The 20,540-nt window shown below is 44.2% G+C and carries 19 protein-coding genes; 12 read left to right on the forward strand and 7 right to left on the reverse strand.

All coding sequences use genetic code 11. The annotated features are described in order from the left end of the window. Position 1: 1 nt before the first annotated feature. Positions 2–991, reverse strand: a complete 990-nt coding sequence (locus B050_RS0104720; RefSeq protein ID WP_157492577.1) for a DUF6588 family protein — start codon at positions 989–991, stop codon at positions 2–4. A 149-nt stretch (positions 992–1,140) separates the two neighbouring features. Between B050_RS0104720 and B050_RS0104725 the strand changes: the two genes are divergently transcribed. Together B050_RS0104725 and B050_RS0104730 are read left to right on the forward strand one after the other, a co-directional pair. After that, positions 1,141–1,554, forward strand: a complete 414-nt coding sequence (locus tag B050_RS0104725) for a Fur family transcriptional regulator (protein WP_018472742.1) — start codon at positions 1,141–1,143, stop codon at positions 1,552–1,554. A gap of 46 nt (positions 1,555–1,600) precedes the next feature. Beyond that, entirely contained in the window at positions 1,601–2,230 is a 630-nt protein-coding gene (locus B050_RS0104730; RefSeq protein ID WP_018472743.1) for a peroxiredoxin, read from the forward strand. Positions 2,231–2,460: 230 nt separating this feature from the next. Here the strand turns inward: B050_RS0104730 and B050_RS0104740 are convergent, their stop codons facing one another. After that, positions 2,461–3,846 carry a hypothetical protein gene (locus B050_RS0104740; RefSeq protein WP_018472745.1) on the reverse strand — a complete coding sequence of 462 codons (1,386 nt, stop codon included), beginning with the start codon at positions 3,844–3,846 and terminating at the stop codon, positions 2,461–2,463. Continuing rightward, complete coding sequence (locus B050_RS0104745; RefSeq protein ID WP_018472746.1) at positions 3,846–4,574, reverse strand: ATP-binding cassette domain-containing protein; 729 nt, start codon at positions 4,572–4,574, stop codon at positions 3,846–3,848. The genes B050_RS0104740 and B050_RS0104745 overlap by 1 nt, the downstream gene beginning before the upstream one ends. A gap of 388 nt (positions 4,575–4,962) precedes the next feature. Between B050_RS0104745 and B050_RS0104750 the strand changes: the two genes are divergently transcribed. The 6 genes from B050_RS0104750 to B050_RS0104775 all read left to right on the forward strand — a co-directional run bounded on the left by B050_RS0104750 (position 4,963) and on the right by B050_RS0104775 (position 11,828). Beyond that, positions 4,963–5,475, forward strand: coding sequence for a hypothetical protein (locus tag B050_RS0104750; protein ID WP_018472747.1), 513 nt, complete (start codon positions 4,963–4,965; stop codon positions 5,473–5,475). A 72-nt stretch (positions 5,476–5,547) separates the two neighbouring features. Further along, a complete protein-coding gene (locus B050_RS0104755; RefSeq protein WP_018472748.1) occupies positions 5,548–6,801 on the forward strand; it encodes a 3-deoxy-D-manno-octulosonic acid transferase in 1,254 nt (417 codons plus the stop codon). Then, on the forward strand, positions 6,798–7,721 hold the full coding sequence (gene rsgA, locus B050_RS0104760) for a ribosome small subunit-dependent GTPase A (RefSeq protein WP_026235635.1): 924 nt from the start codon (positions 6,798–6,800) through the stop codon (positions 7,719–7,721). Before B050_RS0104755 ends, rsgA begins: the two co-directional genes overlap by 4 nt. A gap of 87 nt (positions 7,722–7,808) precedes the next feature. Further along, entirely contained in the window at positions 7,809–8,312 is a 504-nt protein-coding gene (locus tag B050_RS0104765) for a phosphoribosyltransferase family protein (RefSeq protein WP_018472750.1), read from the forward strand. 50 nt (positions 8,313–8,362) lie between these two features. Further along, on the forward strand, positions 8,363–9,184 hold the full coding sequence (gene panB, locus B050_RS0104770; protein WP_026235636.1) for a 3-methyl-2-oxobutanoate hydroxymethyltransferase: 822 nt from the start codon (positions 8,363–8,365) through the stop codon (positions 9,182–9,184). 400 nt (positions 9,185–9,584) lie between these two features. Further along, the gene (locus B050_RS0104775; protein ID WP_018472752.1) at positions 9,585–11,828 is read left to right on the forward strand and encodes an NADP-dependent isocitrate dehydrogenase; all 2,244 of its coding nucleotides are present in this window, start codon (positions 9,585–9,587) and stop codon (positions 11,826–11,828) included. 311 nt (positions 11,829–12,139) lie between these two features. On the opposite strand, the gene B050_RS0104780 is transcribed toward B050_RS0104775, so the two are convergent. From B050_RS0104780 to B050_RS0104795, 4 genes are all read right to left on the reverse strand, one after another. Then, positions 12,140–12,889 carry a 3-keto-disaccharide hydrolase gene (locus B050_RS0104780; protein WP_026235638.1) on the reverse strand — a complete coding sequence of 250 codons (750 nt, stop codon included), beginning with the start codon at positions 12,887–12,889 and terminating at the stop codon, positions 12,140–12,142. 56 nt (positions 12,890–12,945) lie between these two features. Further along, a complete protein-coding gene (locus B050_RS0104785) occupies positions 12,946–13,365 on the reverse strand; it encodes a c-type cytochrome (protein ID WP_018472754.1) in 420 nt (139 codons plus the stop codon). Between the two features lie 23 nt (positions 13,366–13,388). Beyond that, positions 13,389–14,441 carry a sugar phosphate isomerase/epimerase family protein gene (locus B050_RS0104790; protein WP_018472755.1) on the reverse strand — a complete coding sequence of 351 codons (1,053 nt, stop codon included), beginning with the start codon at positions 14,439–14,441 and terminating at the stop codon, positions 13,389–13,391. 158 nt (positions 14,442–14,599) lie between these two features. Next, entirely contained in the window at positions 14,600–15,766 is a 1,167-nt protein-coding gene (locus B050_RS0104795) for a Gfo/Idh/MocA family protein (protein ID WP_026235639.1), read from the reverse strand. Positions 15,767–16,076: 310 nt separating this feature from the next. Here B050_RS0104795 and B050_RS0104800 point away from each other — a divergent pair, with 310 nt between their 5' ends. The 4 genes from B050_RS0104800 to B050_RS0104815 are packed head-to-tail and all read left to right on the forward strand — an operon-like array spanning position 16,077 to position 20,477. Further along, a complete protein-coding gene (locus B050_RS0104800) occupies positions 16,077–17,315 on the forward strand; it encodes a nucleoside permease (protein ID WP_018472757.1) in 1,239 nt (412 codons plus the stop codon). Positions 17,316–17,354: 39 nt separating this feature from the next. Continuing rightward, positions 17,355–18,188: a hydroxypyruvate isomerase family protein gene (locus B050_RS0104805; RefSeq protein WP_018472758.1), complete on the forward strand. Its 834-nt coding sequence runs from the start codon at positions 17,355–17,357 to the stop codon at positions 18,186–18,188. Positions 18,189–18,226: 38 nt separating this feature from the next. Then, entirely contained in the window at positions 18,227–19,906 is a 1,680-nt protein-coding gene (locus B050_RS0104810) for a GMC oxidoreductase (protein WP_018472759.1), read from the forward strand. A 19-nt stretch (positions 19,907–19,925) separates the two neighbouring features. Then, entirely contained in the window at positions 19,926–20,477 is a 552-nt protein-coding gene (locus B050_RS0104815) for a gluconate 2-dehydrogenase subunit 3 family protein (protein ID WP_026235641.1), read from the forward strand. Positions 20,478–20,540 lie beyond the last annotated feature (63 nt).

The raw sequence follows: 20,540 nt of genomic DNA on the forward strand, positions 1-20,540 counted from the left end.
TTTATCTAATTGATACTCCAAGTCCTACATTCACAGTATTAAATTCCTGAAAGGTATAGTCGGCATTCAGAAACATCGGGCCAAACTTTAGTCGTGCACCGAGGCTCGCCAATAGTCCCGCTGCATCATAACTTAAATTTACCGGATCTACAAATTTTTCCGAAGTCCCGTCAATCTCATAGGTGCCTAAAAGGTTATAATTGGAGGAGCCAGAATTGTAACCCAGCGTTCCATATACTGTCAGGATGGATATTTTTTTGCTTAGCAGGCCTTGGAAGGTCCAGGTACTTACGTCCATGGAGGCGAGTTGGGTTTCATTATCATTAAGATAATAGGAAGCCTCGAGCTTATTATAAGCTACCAAAACGGAGAAGTCCACGGGGATCATGCTGAAGGTGTTGAAGTACTGCATGATATCATGCTTAAAGCCAAGACCCCATTGGGACATTTTGGCATCGTCGAATTGCACCTCGGGGATGAACCGCCCGATGATCTCGGTGCCACCAGGAAGACCCAGAGCACCCTGAATAGCCGGCGTGGGGATGTACCTTACCGGAATGTCAAGCCCCGGTGGGATGTCTGCTTCGGCGATGACTATATCCTGCTCCACGATCTGAAAAGTCCCTCCATGGTCTGAATTGCCAAACATGGTGGGCACGGCGGTAGTGCCAGTGGCTCCTTTTATTCTTAGTTTCTCAAATTCATTGGGGTCAAAATCAAAGGTCTCATAACGACTGGGTACTGTGGCGCCGCTAACAGAAAACTTGAGGTCAAATCCCCAGGCCTCATGGGGCTTGGCAGTCTGTGCCCAGCCAGCACTGGAGCTATAGATAAAGCCCTTGGCTGCAGGCTCCACATAATAACCCATATAAGTGTTAAGATCCTTAACTCCTGCTCGTAAGATATGCTCTATGTCTATGTCTGTCTGGCTATATGAAGGGAATGCTCCCAGCATGAGCCCTCCTAAACAAAAATATAATAGTTTTTTCATCAGAAGAGTTGGTTTTCGAACTTAAAGGTAGTGAAATTTACCCAAAAGGAGGAAGTCGAAAAGTGCCGTGAGAAATAATTTTTGTTTTTTCAGCAAACTTCCATAGTTTTGCGGAACTATTACTAACTGATAATCATTCTTAACAACGAATGACTACTGAACAGACCAGGGAAATATTGTCAAAAGGTGGATTGAAGTTCACGCATCAGCGTATGGTGATCTATGGCGCAGTATCCTGTACCCATAATCACCCGACGGCGGAGTGGGTGTACGAGCAGATAAAATCCGATAATCCATCCATTTCTCTCGGGACGGTGTACAAAACGCTGGACACCTTCGTAAATGCCGGAATCATCCAGAAATTTGTTGACAATAAAGGTGTCATGCGATTTGATGGAATCCTGGAAGCACATAGTCATTTATATGATAACGAAACTAATGAGATCAGAGATTATCGCAATGAAAAGCTCGAAAGGCTAATTAAAGAATTCTTTGCAGAAAATCAGATCAGCGGTTTCGAAGTAGAAGATATTTCTGTGGTCATCAAGGGCCACAACAAATAATATATTATAAAAATCAATCAGACTAAATTAATTAAACGTAACAATTATGTCATTAGTAGGAAAAAAAGCCCCATTATTCAAAGCTCCCGCAGTTATCAATGGTGAAGAGATCGTAGAAAACTTCTCTTTGGAGCAGTACATCGGTAAGCAAGATGTGATTTTCTATTTCTACCCAAAAGATTTTACTTTTGTTTGCCCTACCGAAATCCTCGCCTTCCAAGAGAAGCTTGCTGAATTCGAAAAAAGAGGCGTAGCAGTAGTAGGTGCCTCTTGTGATACAGAAGAGACTCACCTTGCATGGTTGGCGACTCCAAAAGATCAAGGTGGTATCGAAGGTGTAGTTTACCCTTTGGTTGCTGATCCAGCAAAAACCATCGCTCATAACTTCGGCGTATTGGCCGGTGAGTGGAACTATAATGAAGAAGGTGAATTGACTTATGTTGGAGCTCCAGTGGCTTTCAGAGGTTCATTCCTTATCGACAAAGAAGGTGTGGTAAGACACGAAACCATCAATGACCTTCCTCTTGGAAGAAACATCGATGAGATGATCCGTTTAGTAGATGCCCTTCACCACGTAGAGAAATTCGGTGAAGTATGTCCTGCTAACTGGGAAGAAGGAAAAGAAGCAATGAAAGCTACCAAAGCTGGTGTTTCTGAATACCTTTCTAAAAACTAATTAAAAAGCTTTAATAAGCTATTTAGGCTGTGTTTTTATCCTCATGATAAAGGCACAGCCTTTTTTTTGCCTTAATTTTCCAACTATCCTTAGTAGATTATTACCCCACTCACCGCCCGGTTCCATTGTGCCCTAGGCATTGTCTAAGGGCAATATAACCTTGTGTTTCTTTGTTTTTAATTCCAAACGAATTGGTTTGGTCATCAATCTGGCCTGAGTATTCTGCTTTATTACAAATTAAAAATATTGATAAAAGGAGAGTTCGTCAAACTGCTGGTGAAGAGGATGATATAGATAATGTCTATAGCCATCGCACTTTTGAAGACCCTTGAGCTTCCCACCACCAGAAAGGCTAATAAGGTGAAGTTTACCATAGTGATGCTTCCCTCGCTGAATGGCAGCTGACTGAGTAAGGGGATCAGTGCGACAAAATAGCACAGCAGGACAATGATGAATCGCGAAAATATTACTTCCCGCCCTTTATAGATACTTAGTTTTTCGTAATAAGTACAGTTGTCATTCTGATGAAGTTTAAAGCAGAAAGAATTCAATTTCATCAAACTGAGAAAGAGCAGCGAATCGGTGAAATAGTGATATTCTAAAGGGATGAAAAATGACAGAGCCCAAAGCAATAAAATAGATAGTTTTTGACGAAGGGACAGCATTCTGCCTAATAAAAACAACTCATTTTGGAACAGGTAAGGGAGCTGTCTTTTTAGGTTTATGGTCGATAAGAGGCTTGATGGTCTCGGATTTTTAGCTTTGGTTCGTTTAGAGATTGATGGGTTTACCGTAGGTGCATTTAATTTTTTTAATAAGGCCGGTGCGCTGGAGGATATTCCCAGGATGAGGCCAAAGGTGATTAGTATACAAGCGATTTTGGTCCATATGAAAAGTGGCTGGGCGGGAGCCGCTAATGCTAGGCTGGCCATCAAAGCCTCCTTGTTCAAATACCCCATGGCGTAATAATTGGGGACCTCTTGAATGTTTGAGACATACAGGAAGAGCTCATTTAGCCCAATCAGGTTGAAGAGGTTCTTGTCAAATAGAATGAGAGTAAAATAAACTAGAAAGTAAATCCCAAACTTCTTCCAGTTTTGCTGAATGGAGAATTCGATGAAATAGGCGAAAGTACAGGTCAGGAAAATAAAGGATACATTATAATAGAGCAGACTTTGAACATGGTAAAGGAGAGCACTATTGGCAAAATTTGACAGTACCACCGAAAAGTTGAAGAGCAAAAGTAAAATAATCCATATGATAAATAGACCTAAAATCCGATGCAGATGGATGATAAAGTGGGGGCGGGTGCTAAGGCTCGAGTAGGATAGAGTGGAATTCTGATTATCCTCTTTTCTTGCATTAATGATAGTAAAAATAACTAAGGGGAATAAGATGACATTGGACATGACCGCGGCAAAAGGAGCCAGCCAATACTCATTGGGTACCACGCCATAATTCCCGATATAAAACGTAACATAGGCCGCTTGATCATTTGGGATCAATAGAAAACCCAGGAATGATAAAATGGCAAACTGGACAATAAACTCCCGCTTGGCTAGGAGTGATTGGCTATAAATTTTGGTCAGTTTGAAAAGGTCGAGCAGCTTAGACATTATAAATGAGCATAATAATGATAGGCTTCAAGAAAGCAGGAAAGGCTGGGCTCCTCCGTAGTTTGTCTAAGGAATCCTTTTTGATCCCCAAAGTAGGTTTTCTTTCCTCCATTCAAACACAGGATATGGGTGCTTTTTTGGAATATTTCATCGAGTATATGAGTGGATAAGATTACTATTGACGTTTTTAGATGTTCCTGAATATAGTGGAGGAATAGCTGACGTTCCGTATAACCCAAGTTATTGAAGGGTTCGTCAAGGACCAAGAGGCCTGGGTTTGGGATAAGGGCGATGATCAATCCGATCATTTGGTACTGGCCTCCGGATAAGTTTCCCGCCTTTTCCTTTGCAATAGCTGTTAAATTAAATTCGTGCAGGAAGTAACTCATCTGCTGGAGGCTATCGGAATGATTGCAGCCTTTGAGGACGCTGAAATAAATAATATTATCTTCCACGGATAGGTCACGCATAAGCCCTACCTTCTGCGGAGTATAGCTCAAGGCGGCCAAATACTGCTTTATATTACTTTTGTCCAGCGGCTGGCCTTGGTAGGAAAGACTGCCTTTGCTGGGTTTTTGCAGGGTGGAGATGATGTTTAATAGCGAGGATTTTCCCGAGCCGTTCTTGCCTAATACCGCACAGACACTCCCCTGTGGAAGGTTTAGCGTGATGGGGCTGAGGATATCTTTGGTGTTTATCCGTAAGCTTATTTCATTGAGAGAAAACATTGGCTAGGTTGTTTTGAGGGTTTTAGTCAGTATTAATGCTTTCCATTTCAAAAAGATGCGATGCGTCTGATCAGGGTAAAAGGTAGTCATAAAGACAAATAGTGTGAGTGATCCTAAACATCCTTTCTTAGTCAAGCTAAGTTATTTTTATTCAAAGAACTAAACCTAGCTATAACCTGGAAGAATTAATATGATATTGATCATGAATGCTATTAATGGTAGAATTATTTTTTAAACCTTATTAATGTCCTTGTCCAAAAGTAATTTTATTAAATGGCCATAGGCTAGCTGTAAATTTGTGAAATACTGGAAAAAATGGCATGAAAAGTGGTTATGTGCTGTAGCGTTTGTTTTAAATTCCTCGTAGAGGCTCAAAAATCATTTTACTATGAAAATACCATACTCTATAATTTTATTGATTTTCACTTTAAGCCTACTTTCTTGCAAAGGGGAAGATGAGGGAACCTCCCTAGATTCAAGTGCCAAAGATTGGGAAGAAACTAAATCCAAGGAAGGAAATAACTATTCCTACCAAGTCGTGAGTCAGTCGTGGACCGGGTACGGGACCAGCACCACGCTGAAAGTGGTAGATGGACAAGTGAGCGAGCGGGAATATACCGCTTACCAAATCGAAGAAGGAGGAGACAGGGTCATCCTGAGTGAGTATTCCGAAAGCATGGACAGCTTGGGAAGCCATGATGAAGGGGCTGGCATCTATACGATCGATGAGCTATACGACCAGTGTGAAGGGGAATACCTGTCTGTGGATGCTGCAAAAAACACCATTTACTTTTCCACCTTCAAGAATGGCCTCCTCCAGACCTGCGGATATGTACCCAGCAACTGCATGGATGACTGTTTTGTGGGATTCAAGATTTCTCTTATCGCCTTTGAGGAATAGACTATACGGCACATTGCTGAACTATTAAAAGGCAAATGGTGCAGAATCCTGTGATATGCTTATTTTTGGCATATGAAAAAAGTGTATAATTTTTCTGTTTGGTTGATTGCTTCCGTATTGCCCGTTTTGGGTGGGGGTAGCAGTAAATTATCCAGGTTGATTCAAGGACGGTCGGGGGTGATGGATAGCTTGAAGGCTTTCCGAGGGAGTCATCCAGGGCGTCTAGCGTGGTTTCATGTGGCCTCTCTGGGAGAGTACGAACAGGCCAAACCAGTAATCAAAACAATTAAGCAAAGACATCCGGGCTGTTTGGTAGCAGTGACCTTTTTTAGTCCGAGTGGATTTGAGAATGTGGTAAATAAGCCTCAGGCTGGAGTGGATTTTATATCGTATTTACCCTTTGATACCAGCACTAATGCCAGCAAATTCCTGGCGATCATGAAGCCAGAATTGGTGTTTTTTGTGAAATACGATCTTTGGGCCAATTTTATTTTTGAGGTAAAGAAACGCAATATCCCATTATTTTTGTTCTCCGCATCCATGCGGGAAGATCAGATTTATTTCAAATCTTATGGTGGGTTTTTTAAGGAGATCATCCAATCTTTTGATTGGATATTTACGCAGAATCAATCAACTATCAGTTTATTACATGGAATAGGAGTTCGCCACAGCAGCCTAGCGGGAGATACGCGCTATGATAATGTGGAGGCGATAAAGTCAAATCCGAGGCATTTTCCAGAGCTGGATCTTATTTTTGCAGGTAAGCCTACGGTGGTAGTGGGGAGCGCTTGGCAGGAGGATATGGATCTGATTATCCCCTATATTCGGAAGAATGATCGCTTTAAGTTTATTATTGTTCCTCATGATATTGATCCTGTGCAGATCGAGGGCTGGCAGCAGCAGATAGGAAAGAAATCTCTGAAATATTCGGAAATAAATCAGGCGGGGACGGAGGAGCTGGAGGTGCTTTTTATAGATAATATAGGCATGCTTTCTTCATTGTATCAGTATGCGCACATTGCCTATGTAGGAGGAGCTTTTGGTCGGGGGCTGCATAATATTCTGGAGCCGCTGGCATTTAGGATTCCGGTACTTTTTGGGAAAGTAAAAAAAGCCTCTAAATTTCCGGAATCGGCCATCAGCAGGGATTATGGATGTGGCTTTGAGGTGGTGGATGACCTGTCTTTTGAGGCTATAATGGCAGGACTGCAGCAGGAGGAAGCTTATGCTAAGGCCGTGAAAGCTGCTGACCTATTGGTGAAGGACAACCTTGGGAGTGCAGAGAAAATTATGAATGGGGTAGATAAAATTGTAAAATGGAAATAAAGGGAAGAGTGATCAAATCCACAGGAAGCTGGTATGAAGTGGAGACCGAGGAGGGAAGGCTGCAGGCCAGGCTGAGGGGGAAGTTTAAGCAAGACGAACTGAAGCTGACCAACCCCCTTTCGGTAGGTGATTATGTCCTGCTTGCCAAGGAGGAAAATCAGGAAAGTGCTGTAATTTCTACGATATTACCCCGGGAGAATTATATTATTCGGAAGTCCACGAGGAAGCAGAAGTTCTCTCATATTTTGGCTTCGAATATCGACCAGGCATTTTTGGTGGTCACTCTCAGTCAGCCAAAAACCTCTTTGGGCTTTATCGATCGCTTTATTGTGAGCACGGAGAGCTTTCGTATTCCCACCACGTTGGTGGTGAATAAGATGGATCTGTTGACCAAAGAAAAGGATATGGACTTGCTGGAGGACCTTAGGGATATTTATGAGCCGCTAGGCTATCCTGTGATAGAAGTATCAGCCATGGAAGACGAAGGCCTAAAGGAGCGGTTATTACCCTTATTGGTAGGAAAGACCACCTTGCTTTCCGGGCATTCGGGGGTTGGGAAGTCCACCTTGCTCAATAGAGTGGTGCCTTCTGCGACGCAATCGACCAAAGAGGTGTCGAAATTCACCTCTAAAGGGGTCCATACCACCACCTTTGCTGAGATGTTTGACCTGCCGGGAGGCGGATTCCTCATCGATACACCAGGTATCAAGGAATTTGGTATCTTGGACATTGAGGATGTGGAATTGTCTCATTATTTCGTGGAGATGAGAAAGTACCTTGGGCAATGCAAATACAATAATTGCAAGCATGTCAATGAACCGGGGTGTAAAGTCCTGGAAGTGTTGGAGGAAGGGTATATCCATCCGTATAGATATGATAGTTATGTGAGGATTATGAATGAGGAAGACACCTTCAGGTGAATTATTTCTGATTTTTAGATCTTATAATTTTTGAAACTAAGCCCTTTTAAACTAATTTTCCCGCTGATAACCGATTGATCAAAACTCATGAGTGAAACAAAAACCTTAGTGCTTAGCCATAAGCAAATCCAGCAAAAAATCATTCGCATAGCTTACGAGATCTATGAAAGGAATGCTAGGGAGGAAGGAGTGGTCTTTGCCGGAGTAACTGGCATGGGCAGCGTGTTGGCGAGATTGCTGGCGGCCAAGCTCAAGGAAATTTCCGAGTTGCAGGTGGATGAGCTTGAGATTACCTTGGATAAGTTTACCAAAAAACAGCCAGAAGTTACCTTTTCGAAGGACGTTGACTTTGATGGCAAATGCCTGATTATAGTCGACGACGTGCTCAACTCCGGCCGGACCCTGACTTATGCTTTGGCGCCTTTTGTGAATTTTGAGGTGAAAAAAATCGAAGTGGCCGTCCTGGTCAATAGAAGTCATAAGAAATTTCCGGTGTCTGCAGATTATACAGGTTATGAACTCGCCACCACCTTAAGCGAAAATATAGAAGTGCATCTGGATGAGCACGATTCCACCGTTTATTTACAATAGATTCCTAACGGTATTTGCTAATTGATTTTTAACACCTTCCCATTATTCCCATGTCTGTACACCAATCTTCTAATCTCAAGCGAATTACCACTCACGTCCTTCAGGAAATGAAAGGAAGAGGGGAGAAAATTTCCATGCTTACCGCCTATGATTTCTCGATGGCGGGGATTTTGGATGCAGCAGGTGTGGATATTATTTTGGTCGGCGATAGCGCCTCCAATGTCATGGCGGGTCACGAGACGACCTTGCCCATCACACTGGACCAGATGATCTATCATGCCAGCGGCGTGGTGCGTGCCGTGAAGAGGTCCTTGGTCGTGGTGGATATTCCATTTGGCTCCTACCAAGGAAACTCCACCGAAGCCCTGCGCTCGGCGATACGTATAATGAAAGAATCCGGAGCCCATGCCGTAAAAGTGGAAGGTGGATCAGAAATAAAGGAATCGGTGGTTCGAATATTGAGTGCCGGGGTGCCAGTAATGGGGCATTTGGGGCTTACTCCGCAGTCTATCTATAAGTTCGGGACCTATACCGTACGAGCCAAGGAAGACGATGAGGCCGGTAAATTGATTGCGGATGCCAAGGTATTGGAAGAATGTGGCTGTTTTGGGATAGTATTGGAGAAAATCCCCGCCAAGCTGGCCAAGCAAGTCGCCGACAATGTCTCCATTCCAGTGATTGGGATCGGTGCCGGGCCGGATGTGGATGGCCAGGTGCTCGTGGTGCATGATATGCTGGGGATCACCCAGGAGTTTAAGCCACGCTTTTTGAGGCAATACGCGGACCTGCGAAGCACCATGACGGAGGCCGTGGAAAACTATATCAAGGATGTAAAAACTAACGACTTCCCAAGTAAAAAGGAAAGCTATTAAGACGAAAACTCTATTTTTTATCTAAGATTATATTCGGTCTAATTCCAATTCGGAATGATGTTTGGTAGAGATATCTTGCTTATCACTGGATGGACCTATTTCCCCTTCTTTATATTGCTAGAAATACCTTTGAATGCGCGATTTTTTGCGTATTTTAGCGGCAAAATCAAGTGCTAAGGCATTTTGACTCGGATGTGTTGATTGGTAGCCGATAGTAAGGCTAAGGGATGTCCGGAGAGAATAAACTCCTCCATGGCATCCAGTTTTTGATTGCGACAGCTATACTTCGTGATCTATGGACTAATGAATACTTCGAGTTTTAGATTAGAAATCATTGTTTCGTAAATAACAGTCGTTTCAGCCACCTGGCTGATTTTAGCTGTGTCCAAATTTTAATAAAATGACCACTACAAAAACACCAAAGATTCTTTACACGCTGACCGATGAAGCGCCAGCTCTGGCAACCTATTCATTGTTGCCTATTATTAAATCATTTACTGATTCAGCTGGTGTGGCAGTAGAAACCAGGGATATATCTTTGTCCGGGAGAATCATCGCTACTTTCCCCGAGTTTTTAAAAGAGGATCAACGCATCAGTGATGCCTTGGCCGAGCTAGGTGAAATCGCCAAAACGCCGGAAGCTAATATTGTGAAACTTCCTAATATCAGTGCATCTATTCCTCAGCTAAAAGCAGCCATAAAAGAGCTGCAAGGGCAGGGATATGCATTGCCAGACTATCCGGATGAGCCGAAAACCGAAGAGGAAAAAGGCATCCAGGCCAAATACGATAAGATCAAAGGTAGCGCCGTAAACCCGGTGCTTAGAGAAGGCAATTCCGATAGGAGAGCTCCTCAAGCCGTAAAGCAATTTGCGAGAAATAATCCTCACAGCATGGGCAAATGGAGTGCGGACTCCAAGTCACACGTCTCCAGCATGCAGGAAGGCGACTTCTATGGTTCTGAGCAGTCTGTAACTATGTCTGCCGCTGGCACTGTGAAAATCCAGCTGGAAGGTGCCGATGGCAAAGTAGAGCTTCTTAAGCCTGAGCTAAAACTTCAGGATAGCGAAGTAATAGACTCCTCAGTATTGAGCGTAAAGAAACTTCAGGAGTTCCTAGCTGAGCAAAAAGCAGATGCCAAGGCCAAAGGGGTTTTGTTTTCCCTACATATGAAAGCCACGATGATGAAGGTATCTGACCCCATTATCTTTGGCCATGCGGTGAAGGTGTTCTTCGCTCCAGTATTTGAGAAGCATGCTGCCACTATTAAGGAAATAGGCGTAGATGTCAATAATGGCTTTGGTGATTTGATCGCCGCCTTGGAGAAGCTTCCTGCTGAGAAGCGCCAGGAAATAGAGGCAGATATCGCCGCTTGCTATGCAGATAGCCCTGATCTTGCGATGGTAAACTCTCATAAAGGAATCACCAATCTTCACGTCCCTAGTGATGTGATTATAGATGCTTCCATGCCTGCTATGATCCGTACTTCTGGTCAGATGTGGAATAAGGAAGATAAACTTCAGGATACCAAAGCGATCATTCCGGATCGTTGTTATGCCGGAGTATATCAGGAGACCATCGATTTCTGTAAGAAACATGGTGCCTTTGACCCCACCACCATGGGTAGCGTTCCTAACGTCGGCTTGATGGCTCAAAAAGCCGAAGAGTATGGCTCTCATGACAAGACCTTCGAAATTCCTTTTGCAGGTGTGGTGAAAGTGCTTACAGCAGCTGGTGAGACCCTTATGGAGCATAAGGTGGAGCAAGGTGACATCTTCAGAATGTGCCAAACTAAAGACGCTCCTATCCAGGATTGGGTGAAACTAGCCGTAAACCGCGCTAGAGCGAGCAAGACGCCCGCCATCTTCTGGCTGGACGAGAATAGAGCTCACGATGCCGAATTGATCAAGAAAGTAAATACCTACCTTCCTCAGCATGATACGGAAGGCTTAGATATAAGAATTATGTCTCCTGTGGAGGCGACGAAGTTCTCTTTGGAGAGAATCAAAGAAGGTAAAGATACCATCTCCGTGACAGGTAATGTGCTGAGAGATTATCTTACCGATCTCTTCCCGATTTTGGAACTAGGGACTTCTGCAAAGATGCTTTCCGTGGTACCATTGATGAATGGCGGCGGTTTATTTGAGACTGGTGCTGGCGGATCTGCCCCTAAGCACGTACAACAGTTTGTGGAAGAAGGACATTTACGTTGGGATTCATTGGGTGAGTTTTTGGCATTAGCGGTGTCTCTGGAGCATCTAGGGTCCACTTTTGATAACCAAAGAGCCATTGTACTCGGTAAAACCCTAGACACAGCTACGGGTAAATTCCTCGAGAAAGGTAAGTCGCCTTCCAGAAAGGTGAATGAGCTGGATAACAGAGGAAGCCATTTCTACCTAGCGATGTACTGGGCAGAAGCTCTGGCCGCGCAGGATGATGATGCCGCTTTGAAAGAGGTATTCGGTAAAGTGGCTGAGGCCATGGCGGAGAAGGAAGACCAAATTATCTCCGAACTCAATAGCGCTCAAGGTAAGCCAGTGGATATCGGCGGGTATTTTAAGCCTAGTGAAGATAAGACTGCTCAGGCGATGAGACCAAGCAAAACCTTAAATGATATTTTGGATATGATCGTGGCGAGTGTCTAAGACATTCCAAATCAATAATAAAAGGGTCGCTGATTAGGCGACCCTTTTTTTGTTTAAACTTATATAAACCTCCTATGCGGCCCCGCCATTGGGGATAGCGTCTTTTGGAGCTTCAGAGATTTCAGCAAGCTATTTGGTTTAATCAATGGACCAATTTGCGAGAGACCCGGCTCTTATAGATACTGAGAAGTGAAAAGTGTATGTACTCAATGAGTACTTATTTTTTTAGGGAAAAGTATTGGGTAGGTACCAAAAAAAAGCCTGACATATAATCTGTCAGGCTTTTTTTTGGTAATCAGTAGAAGCAGTGATTATAGCTTCTTAATCATAATATTCTTAAACCATACGTTGTTGCCATGATCCTGAAGGGCGATTTTACCCTCTTTGTATTGGCCAAAGCCTTTCATGTCCTTAAACTTACTATTGGCGATCAGCTCGTTCCAGCTGTCATCCCAAAGGGTAGTTTCCACGGTGGTCACACCATTCAGGATGAAGGTAAGGGTGTTGTCCTTTACGATGATCTCAGAGGTGTTCCATTCGCCGACAGGCTTTACCGGCTCTTCATAAGACTTGATTAGGTCATAAAGATCGGCGGTACGGTGTTTTTCGATTTTGCCATCCTTATGGCCTTCATTATCAAGGAGCTGATATTCCGGGCCTGTGTTCCATGGGTAGCGCAGGTCATCTACTTCCTGTACCAGGAACATGATTCCGCTATTACCATTTTCAGATATTTTCCAGTCCAATTTAAAGTGGAAATCACCGAATATTTCATCGGTTACGATGTCGCCACCGCCATTTACCTGCCAGTCTTCTTTATTAGAAGCGTCGAGGTAGAGGATTTCGTCTTCCACCTTCCATGCTGGACCCACGGTTTCTTTATTATAGTTGGACCATCCGTCGAGGTTTTGGCCATTAAAGAGGCTGATCCATTCTTCTTCCTGAGGAGCGGTGGTATGCTCTTCCACGGTATTGCTTGCATCTGCTTCACTGTTCTGAGCAGAGCCACCGCAGGAAGCCATAAGTGCTAGCGCGGATAGGGATAATAATGTCTTTTTCATAAGCTAAGGGGTTATTATAAAAGGCCGCTGTGAAACGGCCTTTTGAAATAGCAATTTTATTTCTTAAGCATCAAAATATACTTGACCATCTTCTGAGCATCTTCTTCGGATAAACCTGGGTGAGCAGGCATAGGCACTTGACCCCACACTCCGGAGTTACCATTTACCACATTTGTGGCTAGGGTCTGGATGTTTTCATCGGTGCTTTCATATTTGGCTGCAACGTCTTTGTACGCTGGACCCACGATTTTTCTTTCTACCATATGGCAGCTAGGGCAATCGGATTCTTTTACCAGCGCAAGGCCGTTTACATAGTCAGGGTTGTCTTTGTACATTTCGTCAAAGCTCAATTCCTTTTGCGGCACAGGGGCTGCAGTGGTGGTTTCTTCGGTTTTGGTGTCTGATCCTCCGCCACAGGCGTAGGCCATCCCTGCAAGCGCGATTACACTTGCTCCTGCTAGTTTGCTGAAATTCATTGGTTCTATAGGTTTGTTTAAATTTAAATTCCTAACACTTTTTTATTAAGCGCATCATCGGTACCTGCAGAAGCAAAATCATCAAAGGTCTTTTCGGTCACCCGAATGATCTTTTCACTGATAAATTTAGCTCCCTCAATAGCCCCTGCCTCAGGATGCTTGATCGCACATTCCCATTCCAATACTGCCCATCCGTCAAAATCGTATTGGGACAGCTTGCTGAAAATCGCATTGAAGTCCACTTGGCCATCGCCTAAGGAACGGAACCTTCCGGCACGATTGATCCAGCTTTGGTAGCCACCATATACGCCCTGCTTTCCTGTAGGGTTAAATTCGGCATCCTTCACATGGAACATCTTGATGCGCTCATGGTAGAAGTCTATAAACTGCACATAATCTAAGCACTGCAATAAGAAGTGGCTTGGATCATATAGGATATTGGCTCGTGGATGCTGATTTACCTTCTCCAAAAACATCTCAAAGGTCACTCCATCATGCAGATCCTCTCCAGGGTGCAATTCATAGCATAAATCTACACCATTTTTGTCAAATTCATCCAAAATAGGCAGCCATCTCTTTGCCAATTCTTCAAATCCAGCCTCTACCAATCCCGCTGGACGCTGTGGCCATGGGTAAACCGTGTGCCACATCAATGCGCCGCTGAAGGTAGCATGAGCCGTCAATCCGAGATTTTTGGAGGCTTTGGCCGCATACATCAACTGCTGCGTCGCCCATTTTGTTTTTCCCGGTAAGTCTCCTTTTAGGTCTGCTGGCGCAAATGCATCAAACAGCTCATTATAGGCTGGATTCACCGCCACCAGTTGGCCCTGAAGGTGTGTACTCAATTCTGAAATTTCCAATCCGGCATCATTTACCGTTTTCTTGATCTCATCGGCATAAGATTGGTCCTCTGCTGCTTTCTGAAGATCTATAAATCTGGCATCCCAGGAAGGGATTTGCACCGCTTTATACCCTATGCTCGCGGCCCATTCACAGATGCTCTTGAGGCTGTTGAATGGGGCTTGGTCGTCTGCAAATTGGGCTAAAAATAATGCTGGGCCTTTGATGGTTTTCATATAATAGGATTTTGAAGTTTTATTGATTAATCGTTTTAGCGTGGTTAATGCACTGCAAATTACACTGTTTTAATGTTATTTTATAGAAATGGGCGAAATTTTGGTGAATAATGATCCGAAAATCCTATTCCAAAATCCGCCCATGAGTTCTTTTTTACTTAGGCTTCAAATGATGTCCACTTTTGCTCGGACTGACCACTTTTTACCACCTGCTCTATAAATGCCATTCCTCTGACCCCATCTTCGGCCCCGGGGAAGTCTAACCATTCCTTTTCTGGTGCTGTGCCCTGAAGTTTCGCCTGAAGCGTCCTGGCAAAGTTTCTATAATGGTTAGCGAATGCCTCCAGATAGCCTTCAGGGTGGCCCGCAGGCGTTCGGGTATTGGCCAGCGCGTAGCTGGATAAGTAGGATACATTTCCTCCCGCTCGATAGATCTGGTCGGGCTGCTCAGGATGACGGATGATCAGGCTGTTGGCATCTTCCTGTTGCCATTCCAAGCCTGCTTTGTCCCCAAAAACTCTTATTCTAAGGTTGTTTTCAGCTCCTGTGGCTACTTGAGACGCCATCAGTACTCCCGATGCACCATTCTCAAATCGTAATAGCACGATGCCATCATCATCCAGGGTCCTTCCATCCAGGGTGGTGTTGAGGTCTGCGCACATTTTGGAGAGCTTCTCCCCACTTACATATTCGGCGAGGTTAAAAGCATGAGTTCCGATATCTCCCATGCAGCCTGCCACGCCACTTCTTTTGGGGTCGGTTCTCCATCCTGCCTGTTTGTTTTCTTCCTCGGAGAAGTTTTTCCATAGCCAGCCTTGTGGATATTCCACATAGACCTTTCGGATATTTCCCAAGGTACCATTTGCGATAAGCTGTCTGGCTTCCTTGACCATAGGGTAGCCTGTATAAGTGTGAGTCAGGCAAAATAGCATACCTGTCTCTTCGATGATTTTTTGGAGTTTTTGGGCTTCATCGAGGGTGAGGGTCATGGGCTTATCCAGCACCACATGGAATCCACTCTGAAGGGCCTTGACCGCTGGGTCAAAATGCACATGGTTTGGGGTGACGATACTTACAAAATCGATTCGCTGATCCTCTGGAAGCTGCTTTTCCTTTTCAAACATCTCGTCATAGGATTGATATGTTCGGCTAGGATCTAAGGAAAGCTCCTCTCCAGCGGCACGGGATTTTTCAGGATTGCTGCTGAAAGCTCCAGCGACTAGCTGGATTTGGCTGTCCATGCTTGCGGCGATGCGGTGCACCGCACCAATGAAAGATCCGGGGCCTCCTCCTATCATGCCCATGCGAAGTTTACGATGGCTCATAGTGTTGTTTTAGGGTTTTGAGTTTGATCGGTATAACAAATTGGAAAACTCTTCTCCAATACAAAACTATTCACAAACCTGAATTAAACCTGAGCGATCAAGTTTTAAATTGATGGAAAGTCAAATAGGTTTATGAATGGTAATGGTTGCTGGTTGATATGACTTAACTTGCGCGATTCATCCAGCAGGACTAAAATTAAGCGAAAAACACTAAAATTTAAATTATTATTTAAGTAGTTTGGGATTTTCTTTTTAAGTTGCTGACTAAAAATCAAACAAAAACCTATTTTAAAAACCTATTACAAAACCTATGAATTTCACTACAAAGTTTAAACTGTCCTTTATGATGTTCTTAGAATTCTTCATATGGGGTGGTTGGTTTGTTACGCTTGGGCTTTTCTTAGAGAAAAACCTGAGCACCACCGGAGCGCAAAGTGCCGCTGCCTTTTCCACACAATCCTTTGGGGCAATTATTGCGCCATTTATCATCGGACTGATCGCCGATAAGTATTTTAACGCTGAGCGGATCCTTGGTGTCCTTCACCTGATAGGGGCCGCTCTGATGTTTCAGATGTATAATGCGGAGGATTTTACCACTTTTTATCCTTATGTCTTTGCCTATATGGTGGCTTATATGCCCACTTTGGCCCTCGTCAACTCTGTTTCTTTCAATCAAATGACCAATCCTGAAAAGGAATTTGGTGCGATTCGCGTTTGGGGAACAGTAGGTTGGATCGTTGCCGGCTTATTGATTAGCTTTGTTTTTGGCTGGGATTCCTCAGAAGGTGCCGCCGCAGGGATGTTGAGAAATACCTTCCTGATGACTTGTATCGCTTCCCTGATATTGGGAATCTATAGCTTTGCTCTTCCTAAGACTCCTCCGAAAATCGACAAGAATGAGAAGAAATCCATGGCTGAGATTTTGGGATTGGATGCTTTTGCCTTATTAAAGGACCGAAATTACCTCATTTTCTTCGTGGCTTCCATCATGATTTGTATCCCGTTGGCATTTTACTACCAGAACGCTAGTTTGTTCTTAGGAGAAATCCAAATGACAAATCTTACCAGTAAGATGGCCTTAGGTCAGGTAAGTGAAGTATTATTTATGCTGCTGCTTCCAGTATTCTTTGGAAGATTTGGGATCAAGAAAACCCTACTTGTGGGCATGGTAGCTTGGGTCGTTCGTTATGCTTTATTTGCCTACGGCAATGTCAACGAATTGTCCTTTATGCTATTAATAGGTATAGCCCTGCACGGGATATGCTATGATTTCTTCTTTGTTTCAGGACAGATCTATACCGACTCCAAAGCTGGACCGAAATTCAAAAGTGCTGCACAGGGGATGATCACCTTGGCGACCTATGGTGTAGGGATGCTGATCGGATTCTGGGTGGCAGGTATGATCACTGATGTATATACTACGAGTGATAAGCTTCACGACTGGCAGTCCATCTGGTTGATCCCTTCAGGTATAGCCCTGGTGGTGGCCATCATGTTCGCATTGGTGTTTAAGGAGCGCAAAGCCCTTCCTGTAGAGGCCAAATACTAAGGAGCTATGGAACCTCGAAGAACTGCTATTAAAAAAATCATGTTGGGCTCGGCTGCTTTGAGCAGCCTGCCTTACCTTACTTCACAAGCAAAAAATAAGCAAATAATGCTAAAAGGAAATGTAAACCATTCGGTATGCCGATGGACTTATGGACAGCTTTCTTTAGATGAATTATGTATATTGGTCAAGGAAATTGGATTTAGCGCCATTGATTTGTTGGGTCCGGAGGATTGGCCTACCGCCCAGAAACATGGTGTCTATAGCTCTATGTGCAATGGGGCAGAGATCAGCCTTACCGAGGGATTTAATCATACCGAATACCATGACACCTTGATCAAAAGCTATTCAGAGATGATCCCTTTGGTCGCTAAAAACGGCTATAAAAACCTCATCTGTTTCAGTGGCAATCGCAATGGAATGGACGATGAGACAGGCCTTCAGAATAGCGTCAAGGGATTGGAGAAATTACTGCCTTTGGCGGAGAAGCATGGAGTGACGCTCATCATGGAGCTGCTTAATAGCAAAGTGGATCATCCGGATTATATGTGTGATAAGAGCGTATGGGGCGTGGAGCTCTGTAAGCGTCTGGATAGCGAGCACTTTAAATTGCTATACGATATCTATCATATGCAAATCGATGAAGGAGATGTGATCCGTACGATTGGTCAAAATCACCAGTATTATGGACATTATCATACCGCCGGTAATCCAGGCAGAAATGAGCTGGATGAAAACCAGGAACTCAACTATCCAGCCATAATGAATGCCATTGTGAAGACTGGATTCAAGGGCTATGTCGCTCAGGAGTTTATCCCGAAGAAAGAAGATAAAGCGGCTTCTTTGCGGGATGCTATCGCATTATGTGATGTGTAATTTACCAGAATAACCTAATTAAAACCTATAAATCAATTATGGCAAATCAAGAGTATGATGCAATCGTTGTCGGTTCAGGGATTAGTGGCGGATGGGCTGCTAAGGAACTTACCGAGAAAGGATTGAAAGTTTTGCTTCTCGAGAGAGGACAAAACGTAGAACACATCAAGGACTATAAAAATGCAACTCTGCCCCCGTGGGAAATCCCTCATCGCGGCAGAAGAACCACCGAAATGGTGGAAAACCACCCCAATCTTAAGCGTGATTATGTGCTCAATGAGCAGGTGCTGGACTGGTGGGCACATGAGGATTCCTCTCCCTATGTGGAGGATAAGCCTTTTACCTGGTTTCGCGGATATCAGGTAGGAGGTAGGTCATTACTCTGGGGAAGACAGAGTTACCGTCTTTCTGATATGGATTTTGGCGCCAATGCCAAAGAAGGTATCGCAACAGATTGGCCTATTCGATATAAGGATATCTCTCCATGGTACGATTATGTAGAGAAATTTGCCGGTATTTCCGGAAATAGAGATGGCTTGGACGTGCTTCCTGATGGCCAGTTTATGCCTCCTATGGCGATGAACTGTGTGGAGAAGGATGTAAAAGATAGAATAGCCAAGTCCTTTGGGGGCAAGCGACATTTTATCAATGCCCGTATTGCCAATATTACAGAACCACTTCCTGGACGTCCAGGATGTCAATATAGAAATAAGTGCTGGCTAGGATGTCCTTTTGGGGGCTATTTTAGCACGCAGTCTTCTACACTTCCGGCAGCTGTGGCCACCGGAAATCTTACCCTTAGACCTTATTCCATTGTCCATAAGCTGATGTATGATAAGGATACCAAAAAAGCCACAGGGGTAGAGGTCGTAGATGCTGAAACGATGGAAACCATCGAATACAAAGCAAAAATTGTATTCCTATGTGCTTCAGCCTTTAATTCCAGCCAGATCCTGATGCGTTCTGCCACGGATATCTGGCCTGAGGGATTGGGAAGTAGCTCCGGGGAGCTGGGACATAATGTGATGGATCACCATTTCCGTCTTGGCGCCAGCGGTACCATGGAAGGCTATGAGGATAAGTATTATTTTGGTCGCCGTCCGGGAGGAATTTATATTCCAAGATACCGAAATGTAGGAGACGATAAGCGGGATTACACCCGTGGATTTGGTTATCAGGGTGGAGCCAGCAGAAGTGGCTGGAGCCGTGGTGTAGGAGAGATGAATATCGGTGGCCCACTAAAAGAGGCCCTTACTGAGCCGGGACCATGGAGCCTGGGGATGACGGCATTTGGAGAGATCCTTCCTTATCATGATAATACGATCAAGCTCAGCAAAGAGGTGAAGGATAAGTGGGGCATGTATGCCCTGGTGATGAGCGCTGAGATCAAGGAGAATGAGCAGAAAATGCGTAAAGATATGATGGCTGATGCAGCAGAAATGCTGGAAGCTGCAGGAGCTAAGAATATCCATACGTACGATTCTGGATATACATTCGGTCAGGGAATCCATGAAATGGGTACCGCTCGAATGGGTACGGACCCTAAAAACTCTGTTTTGAATGGGCATAACCAGGTTTGGGATGCGAAGAATGTGTTTGTTACTGATGGAGCAGCCATGACTTCTGCAGCGGCAGTGAACCCGTCTCTGACCTATATGGCACTGACTGCCCGTGCGGCGGACTATGCGGTAAATGAATTGAAGAAAGGTAATCTGTAAGCTTAAAAAGAAGGAAATTATGGCAATGAACAGACGTGACGCATTAAAGAGTGTGGTCCTGATGATGGGTGGTACCATGGTAGGTGCCACTGCCATCCTGACTGGATGCTCTCCGGAGAAGCAAATCGAAGGATTGGACTTTACTCCTGAGGAAATCGCTTTCTTAGACGAAATCGGTGACACCATCATCCCTACCACCGACACCCCGGGCGCCAAAGCCGTGGGTATAGGTTCTTTTATGGTGATGATGGTAAAAGATACCTATTGGGAAGATCAACAAAATGAGTTTATCGATGGCCTTAATAAGCTGAGAGCAGGCTTCAAAGACGAGGTAGGAAGTGATTTTATGTCGGCAAGTGCTGAGCAGAGAACCTCCTATTTGAATAAGCTAAACGCTGATGCGAATAAAGAAGACGGCCCTAAGTATTTCAATATGCTTAAAGATTTGACCGTTTTGGGTTATTTTACTTCAGAAATTGGCGCTTCTCAAGCGCTTAGTTATGTGGAAGTTCCGGGGAAATGGGAGCCATGTATAGATTATAAAAAAGGAGATAAAGCTTACGCGATCTAACCTATAAGAAGGCGGAATGATACCCCATTCCGTCTTTTGCTTTTAATTACTAAATATCCCTAT

This window comes from Echinicola pacifica DSM 19836, from assembly GCF_000373245.1.
Classification (GTDB): Bacteria; Bacteroidota; Bacteroidia; order Cytophagales; family Cyclobacteriaceae; genus Echinicola; species Echinicola pacifica.

Coding starts and splice junctions, on each gene's coding strand:
- B050_RS0104720 (WP_157492577.1), bottom strand. CDS start 991: ATGAAAAAACTATTATATTTTTGTTTAGGAGGGCTCATGCTGGGAGCA.
- B050_RS0104725 (WP_018472742.1), top strand. CDS start 1,141: ATGACTACTGAACAGACCAGGGAAATATTGTCAAAAGGTGGATTGAAG.
- B050_RS0104730 (WP_018472743.1), top strand. CDS start 1,601: ATGTCATTAGTAGGAAAAAAAGCCCCATTATTCAAAGCTCCCGCAGTT.
- B050_RS0104740 (WP_018472745.1), bottom strand. CDS start 3,846: ATGTCTAAGCTGCTCGACCTTTTCAAACTGACCAAAATTTATAGCCAA.
- B050_RS0104745 (WP_018472746.1), bottom strand. CDS start 4,574: ATGTTTTCTCTCAATGAAATAAGCTTACGGATAAACACCAAAGATATC.
- B050_RS0104750 (WP_018472747.1), top strand. CDS start 4,963: ATGAAAATACCATACTCTATAATTTTATTGATTTTCACTTTAAGCCTA.
- B050_RS0104755 (WP_018472748.1), top strand. CDS start 5,548: ATGAAAAAAGTGTATAATTTTTCTGTTTGGTTGATTGCTTCCGTATTG.
- B050_RS0104765 (WP_018472750.1), top strand. CDS start 7,809: ATGAGTGAAACAAAAACCTTAGTGCTTAGCCATAAGCAAATCCAGCAA.
- panB (WP_026235636.1), top strand. CDS start 8,363: ATGTCTGTACACCAATCTTCTAATCTCAAGCGAATTACCACTCACGTC.
- B050_RS0104775 (WP_018472752.1), top strand. CDS start 9,585: ATGACCACTACAAAAACACCAAAGATTCTTTACACGCTGACCGATGAA.
- B050_RS0104780 (WP_026235638.1), bottom strand. CDS start 12,889: ATGAAAAAGACATTATTATCCCTATCCGCGCTAGCACTTATGGCTTCC.
- B050_RS0104785 (WP_018472754.1), bottom strand. CDS start 13,365: ATGAATTTCAGCAAACTAGCAGGAGCAAGTGTAATCGCGCTTGCAGGG.
- B050_RS0104790 (WP_018472755.1), bottom strand. CDS start 14,441: ATGAAAACCATCAAAGGCCCAGCATTATTTTTAGCCCAATTTGCAGAC.
- B050_RS0104795 (WP_026235639.1), bottom strand. CDS start 15,766: ATGAGCCATCGTAAACTTCGCATGGGCATGATAGGAGGAGGCCCCGGA.
- B050_RS0104800 (WP_018472757.1), top strand. CDS start 16,077: ATGAATTTCACTACAAAGTTTAAACTGTCCTTTATGATGTTCTTAGAA.
- B050_RS0104805 (WP_018472758.1), top strand. CDS start 17,355: ATGTTGGGCTCGGCTGCTTTGAGCAGCCTGCCTTACCTTACTTCACAA.
- B050_RS0104810 (WP_018472759.1), top strand. CDS start 18,227: ATGGCAAATCAAGAGTATGATGCAATCGTTGTCGGTTCAGGGATTAGT.
- B050_RS0104815 (WP_026235641.1), top strand. CDS start 19,926: ATGGCAATGAACAGACGTGACGCATTAAAGAGTGTGGTCCTGATGATG.